The organism is Synechococcus sp. BO 8801 (assembly GCF_002252675.1).
Taxonomy (GTDB): Bacteria; Cyanobacteriota; Cyanobacteriia; order PCC-6307; family Cyanobiaceae; genus Cyanobium.
Map to the genome: position 1 here is coordinate 37,850 of NZ_NQKY01000018.1, position 7,496 is coordinate 45,345.

Here is a 7,496-nt window from a genome sequence, read left to right on the forward strand (position 1 = left end):
ATCCGTGGATAGCGATCAGCCGAGCTCCAGGCAGGCCAGCCCGTACACGTCCGCCAGCGACACCGCCGGCGGCACGCCCCGGTACATGCGCAGGGTGCGGGAGGCCGGGCTGAACCCCAGCGATGCCAGCAGCGGCGCGGCGGCGGCATTGGCGCCGGGGGCATCGATCAGCACCGTGCCGGGATGGCGCTGCAGCAGGCCCTCCAGCAGGGCCCGGGCGGCGGCGGGACTGCCGGCCACCAGGGGCCCGAGGCGCCAGCCGTCGCCGTCGGCCAGCAGGCAGGGCCGCACCCGCCCGAAGCCATGGCAGGCGCCGGCCCGGTCCACCAGGGCCAGCACCGTGCCGGCCGGATGCCGCAGCCACTGGCGCAGGAAGTGGGGGCGGGGCGAGGGTTCCCGCTCGGCATCGAAGCGCTGCACGGCGGTCGCCGGGATGGCGCCGCCCTCCAACAGGCACCAGGGGGGCTCCGGCGCAGCGGGCGGCGGGGCTGGGTTGCCTGGGGCGGCGAGCCGCTGCCAGCGGGTGGTGGGGGAGGCGGGCGCGAAGCCCCAGCCGGCGTAGTCGTCGATCCGGTCGGGGGCGGCCTCCAGGCCGATGCAGGGCACGTCGGCCAGATGGTCCAGCGCCTGCTTCCACAGCTGCACCCCGTAGCCCCGACCCCGCTGGGCGGGCACCACCAGGAACAGGCCGATGAATCCGTAGGCGGCGTTGTAGCGGACCCCGGCGATGCACCCCACCGGATCGTCGCCGAGCCAGCCCACCCAGAGGCCCTGGCGGTCGGTCTGGCGGTAGATGGCCACATCGCCCACCCCCGGCGCAAAGCCCTCCCGCCGCGCCCAGCCGGTCACGGTGGCGATGTCGGCGCTCTGCAGGGGGCGGATGACGAGGGGGGCGCTCACCAGATCGTCTCCAGTTCGGGAATGGCGCGGAGTTTGTCGTCGGCGCTGATCAGGGGCCGCCGGCCCTGCAGGGCCGTGGCGCCGATGAGACGGTCGGCCGTATCGCCATGGCGGAACTGGGGGCCACGGGAGAGCAGGGCGATCTCAGCGGTGATCGGCAGCACCTCCAGTCGCAGGGCTTCGAGCAGGCGGCGCAGGTAGAGCGCCGGGGGCACGGCGTCCGGCAGGCTCAGGCGTCCGCGTTCGTGGAGCAGGGCCAGCTCCCAGAGGCTGATGTCGGCGATGGCCAGCTGGCCCTGGGCGCGCCCCTGCTCCACGGCCGCCGCGGCGCGACGGGAGAGCCGGGCCGGTTCATGGGCCCAGAACAGCAGGACATGGGTGTCACAGATGGTCAGCATCACCGGCGCCCTCGAGATCGGCGTCGCCATCGGCGATCGAGGTGATGACATCCCCCAGCGTGACGCCGCTCGCCAGCCCCTCCAGCCAGCGGCGCGCCTCCTCGGCCGGGTCCTGTTCCGGCTCGATACGGGCAATCACCCGGCCGTGGGAGGTGACCTGAATGGCTTCCCCGGCCTGAACCCGCTTGAGCCAGGCCGGCAGGTTCTGGCGCAGGTGGGTCACGGAGACGCGCGCCATGGAGGGCGTCTGTACATGGGGTATGTACAGATTAGAGAGCGTGTGGATGGGGAGTGGGCCCGGCTGGGGAACCCTCAAGAGACCACCCACACGCTTGAGCCCATGGCTGACGCCAGCAGCGCCCCCGGCCTGATCCAGCGCTATCGCGAGGAGCTGCAGGTGCGCCATTACGCCCGCCGCACCGTGAACACCTATGAGCAGTGGCTGCGGCGGTTCCTGCGGTTTCACCGCCTGCGACACCCTCGGACGATGGGAAGCACCGAAGTGAATGCCTTTCTGAGTTACCTGGCCGTGGAGCGGAAGGTGAGCGCCTCCACCCAGAACCAGGCGCTGGCGGCGCTGCTGTTTCTGTACAGGGACCTGCTGGGGCACGACCTGGTGCTGGAAGATCTGGTGCGGGCGCGGACAAGGCGGCGGCTGCCGGTGGTGCTGACGCCCCAGGAGGTGAGGGCGGTGCTGGAGCGGCTGGCCGGCGTGGAGGGACTGGTGGCCGGGTTGCTCTATGGGAGTGGCCTGCGGCTGATGGAAGCCCTCCGGCTGAGGGTGCACGATCTCGACTTCCACCGGCATGAGCTAGCGGTGCGCGACGGCAAGGGCGGCAAGGATCGCCGCACCCTGCTTCCCACCAGTGTGGGCCAGCAGCTACAGGCACATCTGGTTGCCGTGCGGGAGGTGCATCGTCAGGATCTTGCCGAGGGCTGCGGCCGTGTGTCGCTGCCCCATGCGCTGGCAAGGAAGTACCCCAACGCTGCCGCGGAATGGGGCTGGCAGTGGGTGTTTCCGCAGCGGCAACGCTGGCGCGATCCAGCCAGCGGAGAGCAGGGCCGGCACCATCTCGATCCCAGCCTGATCCAGAAGGCTGTGCGGCGGGCGGTGCTGGCGGCGGGGATCATCAAGCCGGCGACACCGCACACCTTTCGCCATTCGTTTGCCACCCACCTGCTGGAGCGGGGCCAGGACATCCGCACGATCCAGGAACTGCTGGGGCATCAGGATGTGCAGACAACCATGATCTACACCCATGTGCTGAACCGCGGGCCCCTAGGCGTCAGCAGTCCGGCCGACTTGCTGTAGCCCACTGAACGGTCTTCTGCGGGTCCGCCTAAGGCTTGGGACCTGTGGCTGGATGAGCCCGGCATCGTTTGCCGTCAGGCTGTGGATCAAGGACTTCTACACACATGCCTTAACTGGTTTAGGCTGATGGGGGTTGAAGCATGGACGCTTTAACCGGGTCCGCCCATTTAGCGTTAGATTGACTGAGGAAATTTGGAGACCAAATGAGGATACCCTACTACCATATTGACTCCTTCACCCAGAAGATCTTTACCGGAAATCCGGCTGGTGTTTGTATTTTGGACTATTGGCTCTCTGATGAAACAATGATGAGTATTGCAAAAGAGAATGGTCTGGCCGAGACGGCGTTCATTGTTGGCAAGCAGAGTAACTACAAGATTCGATGGTTCACACCGGATATTGAAATGGACCTCTGCGGTCATGCAACTCTAGCTGCGGCCCATGTTGTAGCAAACTATCTCGAACCCACAAAGAATGTGACGTTTCGCTCAAACACTGATGAACTCAATGTCGGTATTTCCGATGGTAGAATAACCATGTTGCTCCCAAGGCGCGTACCCGAGTCTGCCATCGCACCAGAGTTACTCCTTGATTCTGTCAGTCTCAAACCCTCTAAGGTCTTGAAGGCCAGAGATTATCTATTCATCTACGACACAGAGGATGAAGTAGCTAGATTACAGATCAACACGGCGATCTTTAACCAGATTAATCTTGATCCGGGTGGTTTGTGCGTGTCTTCAGTAGGTTCTTCTGTAGACTTCGTATCTCGCTACTTCACACCACAGTCAACAATTCTTGAAGATCCAGTTACGGGTTCTGCACACTGCTCACTGATTCCATATTGGTCTGATGAAATAGGCAAGAGGCAACTAAGAGCAAAGCAGATCTCGGCTCGTGGTGGCGACCTCTATTGTGAAGACTGCGGCGACTGCGTAAGTGTTGCTGGATATGCAGTAACATACAAGACAGGAGAAATCGAAATTGATGATTAGGAGCAATCTAACATCTAGTTCAACCTGATAACTTCGTACCGAAATTACAGGTTAACTAGGCGTTAGGCGGCGCAAACAAAGAGAGTCCCACCACGATGCAGAACTACGATCTCGCCATCCCTACGATGCCATCTCGATCAGTCGCCTCGACTACAGAGTTCTATCGACGACTCGGCTTCGAAGGCGGAGCGCACCCCTTCAACAGCGATTACGCTATCTTCAGGCGTGGTGCAGTCGAACTGCATTTCTTCACGCACATGGATCTCCAACCTGCAGAGTCCTCATCTGGCTGCTATATCAGAGTCCAAGACGTAGATACTTTCTACAAAGCGTGCTCAGCCCTTGGGTTACCACGCACAGGTATCCCACGCATGGACAGACTCGAAGACAAGCCGTGGGGTCTCCGAGAGTTTGCCATCGTCGATCCTGACGGCAATCTCCTGCGCATTGGCCAAGTCATCTAAGGCCAGGTGCACGCCTTGCCGGACACAGCGCCGCCTAACCCCTCGTTGAACCACCGGACCCGCTACGGCCGGCCGGTTCACTCGAACGTTTTACCGACGCGCGTGATCGACGAGTTCATTATCCAGCCGCTTGTCCGCAGCCCGCGCCACGACGCGGCGCTTGAGCAACTGCTCCACGACGCCTACGTCCCCGCCGGCTTCACGGAGGCGGCCCGCGCCACCGCGCTCTTCCGAGCGGACGCGGTCCATGCGCGTGGGTTCACGTTCGGCGCACACGATGCGTCGGGCACGCTGCTCGGCACCGTCACCCTCGTCCCCGGTGGCGGGCCCGCGTGCCGGATCGCCGCCGCACATGAGCTCGAGGTGCATCTCTTGGCCGTGCGAGCCGATGCCCGCGGTCGTGGCGTCGGCGAAGCGTTGGTCACCGCCCTCCTCGACGCCCCTGAGGCGCAGCGCGCCACCGTTGCCTGGCTGTGGACGCAAGCCGCGATGACCACCGCCCAGCGCCTCTACCACCGGCTCCAGTTCGAGCGGGTGCCGAGCCGCGACTTCCGCGACGGAACCCGAGAGTTCCTCGTGTACGCCCGGCCGCTCAGCGGGCGCGCCGACTTGGGTGCGGTATGACGCCGCTTGCTGCTGCAGCAGAAGCAAACGTTAGGCAGATTAGTGGCGATTGACGATGAACCACGAGCGACTCGAAACTCACCGCAAGAGCGGTTCACAGCCCCTACACGCGAATGGCATCCCACTAGGCGTCGCCTTTCAGGAGTTCTGGACATGGTCAGGCTCGGATCTCATCAGCAACGCGCCGCGCGGGATTCTTGCTGCGTTTCTGGTCGCCCATGCGCTGGGGGTCGATGGATCCGCTCAACGTCAATCACGTTCTCGCCTTGCTTCAGAAGCTCTGCCCGAGAGCGGTGCCGCTCGATGGTCCCTGCGACGCTCTGGCCGAGGTAGCCAGCTGCATCCCGTCTGCTCCAGGCAGTACGGCGTAACCCGCTACTGCGTAACCTCAAGAGCTGGCTTCGCATCTGTACCCATGGTGTTCGCTGCGTTCTCGCTCCTCGCAGGCGCCGCCCTGGTGTGGTTGTCTGTGTGGTTGAAGCTGCGCTCCCAGCAGTGCCGGCAGTGGCCCAGCGTCATGGGTCGCGTCACCGAATCTCGCGTGGACGACGCACGCCTGGAAACGACCAAGCCCATTCTTCGCTATCACTATGAAGTTGGCGGCCAAACCTACGTTGGCTTCCGCGCTTCGTTCTCCGGGTACGGCGTCAGCCGTGCGGCGATGGAGTCGGTCATCAAGCCCTACCCCCAGGGAAGCAGGGTCAGGGTCTACTACAACCCACGCCATCCGGCATCCGCCGTCCTCGACAACACCGCACCGTCGGATTGGCCCTATTGGTTGTCGTTTGGTGTCGGCTTCCAGGTCCTCGCTGTCTATCTGGCCCTCCGATGAGCCACCGCCCCGCTTCGATCCGGGTCCTCGGCCCCACGGACGCCCCGGCGCTTCGCCAGATGCTGGGCCTCTTCAGCGACGCCTTCGACGACCCCGAGTCCTACCTCCACCATCAACCCAGTGACGCCTACCTCACCAGGCTCCTGGCCAGCGACACCTTCATGGCCGTCGCCGCCTTTGCGGCAGACCAGATGGTCGGCGGCCTGGCCGGTTACGTCCTTCCCAAGTTTGAGCAGGAGCGCAGCGAGTTCTACATCTACGACCTGGCCGTCGCGGAGGAGTTCAGGCGCCGGGGCATCGCCACCGCACTCATCAACACCATCAGGCGCATCGCCCAGCAGCGCGGCATCCATGTGATCTACGTCCAGGCCGACTACGGCGATGACCCAGCGGTCGCGCTCTACACCAAGCTCGGCACCCGGGAAGACGTCATGCACTACGACATTCTTCCCGGCGCGTAGGCGACGTGATCGAATTCCGCCTGGAATCCCGCCGCCGTTGGGCTGCAGGCATACAGCCCCACCTGTGCCGGTCCCGTCTCGCCCAGCTCCTGCAGCCGGGCCATCCGCAGTTGCTGCCAGTCCTCCCCATCCAGGCTGGCGTCGGCGATCACATCGCGGCCCTCGCGGCGCAGCCGGAACCACACCGTGCGGATCTCCCGGGCCAGGGGCTGGGTCGACCAGTCGGAGGCCTGGGCGTTGGTCACCACCGCGCCGAGCCGGTTGGGGCCGTCCGGTTCGAATTCCACCGAGGTCTTGATCCAGCAGGCCGGCGATAGCCGCAGCAGCAGTCCGGCCTGGTCGTAGCGGTGCCGCGGATGGGCCGTCACCCGGCAGGTGAGCAGCCCATCACCGTCCATCTCCCGCAGCAGGGCATGGCCGTTGTCGGCCTCGAAGCCGTAGTGGGTGCGCTGCCAGAAGTCGGTGCGGCCCGACGGCCAGAGCCGCAGGCGGCCGGTGGCGGCCTCTCGTTCCCATCGCGGCGGTTCGTTCAGCCACTGCAGGTCGTTGTCGAGGTTCATGGCGTCTCAGGGGTGGGGGTGGAGGCGAGGCCGATCTCCTGGCCGTAGGAGAGCTCCAGGGTGTGGCCGTCGGGATCCCGCAGGAAGGCCCAGAGCCCCACGGGCGGGCCATCGTCCCGCGGCTCTGCGATCAGCACCCCCTCGCTGCGGGCCATTGCGCAGAGCTCCAGCAGTCGCTCCGGACTGGCGCAGCCCACCCCGAGATGGCCCAGGGGCCGCAACGGCGCCTCCACCACGCCGCTCTCGATCAGCACCACGACGAAGGGCCGGGTGCCATCGCTGATCCAGGCGACGCGCAGCCCCGTCCCGCCGTCCCGCCGGTGGACGGGACGCAGGCCGGTGTAGGTGGCATAGAAGGCCAGGCTCCGCTCCAGATCCGTGACGGGCAGGGCCACATGGGTCAGTCCGATGTCAACCATGGCGAGGCAGGAGAAGGACATGGAGGCCGGCCAGGGCCAGCCCCACGGGGATCAGCAGGGCGGGCACGGCGGCGAGCCCCAGGTCAGCGGCGATCCAGCCCAGCGAGGTGGGCACGGCCACCGCACCGGCGCTGGCGGCACTGGTGGCCAGGCCGACGGCGGCCGGCACCAGGGCGACGGGCAGGCGCCGCGGGATCAGCAGGATCGTGGCGGGAAAGATCCCGGCCAGGCCGAACCCCGCCAGCGGCAGGGCGAGCCAGGGCGCGGCCCCACCGGACCAGCCGATCAGGGCCGCCAACAGCAGGGCCAGCGAGCCGCTGATCCACCGGATCACCCCCAGCCGCCCCACCAGCCCGCCGAAACCGAAGCGGCCCGCCGTCAGCCCCAGCCAGTAGAGGCTGACGCCGATGCCGGCTGCCACTGCGGCCTGGGAGCGGCCCAGGTGCTGAACGCTGAAGGCCCAGGTGCCGATCGAGGCCTCGAGGCCCACCGCCGCCAGCAGCACCAGCCCGCTCAGCCCCACGGCCGGCCGCC

The 7,496-nt window shown here is 65.9% G+C and carries 11 protein-coding genes and 1 pseudogene; 6 read left to right on the forward strand and 6 right to left on the reverse strand.

The features are described 5' to 3' along the window. Positions 1-15: 15 nt before the first annotated feature. Genes CJZ86_RS12535 through CJZ86_RS12545 form a run of 3 tightly spaced genes read right to left on the reverse strand, consistent with a single transcriptional unit; the run spans position 16 to position 1,536 of the window. Positions 16-900 (reverse strand): GNAT family N-acetyltransferase, encoded by an 885-nt coding sequence (locus CJZ86_RS12535; protein WP_094586287.1) that lies wholly within the window; start codon positions 898-900, stop codon positions 16-18. Continuing rightward, positions 897-1,298 carry a type II toxin-antitoxin system VapC family toxin gene (locus tag CJZ86_RS12540; protein WP_094586289.1) on the reverse strand — a complete coding sequence of 134 codons (402 nt, stop codon included), beginning with the start codon at positions 1,296-1,298 and terminating at the stop codon, positions 897-899. The genes CJZ86_RS12535 and CJZ86_RS12540 overlap by 4 nt, the downstream gene beginning before the upstream one ends. Then, positions 1,282-1,536 carry a type II toxin-antitoxin system Phd/YefM family antitoxin gene (locus CJZ86_RS12545; protein WP_094586290.1) on the reverse strand — a complete coding sequence of 85 codons (255 nt, stop codon included), beginning with the start codon at positions 1,534-1,536 and terminating at the stop codon, positions 1,282-1,284. Before CJZ86_RS12545 ends, CJZ86_RS12540 begins: the two co-directional genes overlap by 17 nt. 102 nt (positions 1,537-1,638) lie before the next feature. Here CJZ86_RS12545 and CJZ86_RS12550 point away from each other — a divergent pair, with 102 nt between their 5' ends. The 6 genes from CJZ86_RS12550 to CJZ86_RS12575 all read left to right on the forward strand — a co-directional run bounded on the left by CJZ86_RS12550 (position 1,639) and on the right by CJZ86_RS12575 (position 5,983). Further along, a complete protein-coding gene (locus tag CJZ86_RS12550) occupies positions 1,639-2,610 on the forward strand; it encodes an integron integrase (protein ID WP_094586292.1) in 972 nt (323 codons plus the stop codon). A gap of 203 nt (positions 2,611-2,813) precedes the next feature. Then, a complete protein-coding gene (locus CJZ86_RS12555; protein ID WP_094586294.1) occupies positions 2,814-3,602 on the forward strand; it encodes a PhzF family phenazine biosynthesis protein in 789 nt (262 codons plus the stop codon). A gap of 125 nt (positions 3,603-3,727) precedes the next feature. Continuing rightward, complete coding sequence (locus CJZ86_RS17650) at positions 3,728-4,066, forward strand: bleomycin resistance protein (RefSeq protein WP_353615226.1); 339 nt, start codon at positions 3,728-3,730, stop codon at positions 4,064-4,066. 102 nt (positions 4,067-4,168) lie between these two features. Next, a complete protein-coding gene (locus CJZ86_RS12565) occupies positions 4,169-4,690 on the forward strand; it encodes a GNAT family N-acetyltransferase (RefSeq protein ID WP_158219561.1) in 522 nt (173 codons plus the stop codon). Positions 4,691-5,105: 415 nt separating this feature from the next. Continuing rightward, entirely contained in the window at positions 5,106-5,522 is a 417-nt protein-coding gene (locus CJZ86_RS17000) for a DUF3592 domain-containing protein (RefSeq protein WP_158219562.1), read from the forward strand. Continuing rightward, entirely contained in the window at positions 5,519-5,983 is a 465-nt protein-coding gene (locus CJZ86_RS12575) for an AAC(3)-I family aminoglycoside N-acetyltransferase (protein ID WP_094586302.1), read from the forward strand. The genes CJZ86_RS17000 and CJZ86_RS12575 overlap by 4 nt, the downstream gene beginning before the upstream one ends. Here the strand turns inward: CJZ86_RS12575 and CJZ86_RS12580 are convergent. From CJZ86_RS12580 to CJZ86_RS17005, 3 genes and pseudogenes are all read right to left on the reverse strand, one after another. Continuing rightward, positions 5,959-6,543 (reverse strand): DUF1349 domain-containing protein, encoded by a 585-nt coding sequence (locus tag CJZ86_RS12580; RefSeq protein WP_094586304.1) that lies wholly within the window; start codon positions 6,541-6,543, stop codon positions 5,959-5,961. The two genes, CJZ86_RS12575 and CJZ86_RS12580, sit on opposite strands and share 25 nt — an antisense overlap. After that, complete coding sequence (locus CJZ86_RS12585; RefSeq protein WP_094586306.1) at positions 6,540-6,962, reverse strand: VOC family protein; 423 nt, start codon at positions 6,960-6,962, stop codon at positions 6,540-6,542. The genes CJZ86_RS12580 and CJZ86_RS12585 overlap by 4 nt, the downstream gene beginning before the upstream one ends. Next, a pseudogene (locus CJZ86_RS17005) lies at positions 6,955-7,496 on the reverse strand (MFS transporter); the annotation flags it as partial. The gene CJZ86_RS12585 and the pseudogene CJZ86_RS17005, both read right to left, overlap by 8 nt.

Bases quoted from the DNA above. Each gene is read 5' to 3' on its own strand.
- CJZ86_RS12540 (WP_094586289.1), bottom strand. From the start codon at position 1,298: ATGCTGACCATCTGTGACACCCATGTCCTGCTGTTCTGGGCCCATGAA.
- CJZ86_RS12545 (WP_094586290.1), bottom strand. From the start codon at position 1,536: ATGGCGCGCGTCTCCGTGACCCACCTGCGCCAGAACCTGCCGGCCTGG.
- CJZ86_RS12550 (WP_094586292.1), top strand. From the start codon at position 1,639: ATGGCTGACGCCAGCAGCGCCCCCGGCCTGATCCAGCGCTATCGCGAG.
- CJZ86_RS12555 (WP_094586294.1), top strand. From the start codon at position 2,814: ATGAGGATACCCTACTACCATATTGACTCCTTCACCCAGAAGATCTTT.
- CJZ86_RS17650 (WP_353615226.1), top strand. From the start codon at position 3,728: ATGCCATCTCGATCAGTCGCCTCGACTACAGAGTTCTATCGACGACTC.
- CJZ86_RS17000 (WP_158219562.1), top strand. From the start codon at position 5,106: ATGGTGTTCGCTGCGTTCTCGCTCCTCGCAGGCGCCGCCCTGGTGTGG.
- CJZ86_RS12575 (WP_094586302.1), top strand. From the start codon at position 5,519: ATGAGCCACCGCCCCGCTTCGATCCGGGTCCTCGGCCCCACGGACGCC.
- CJZ86_RS12580 (WP_094586304.1), bottom strand. From the start codon at position 6,543: ATGAACCTCGACAACGACCTGCAGTGGCTGAACGAACCGCCGCGATGG.
- CJZ86_RS12585 (WP_094586306.1), bottom strand. From the start codon at position 6,962: ATGGTTGACATCGGACTGACCCATGTGGCCCTGCCCGTCACGGATCTG.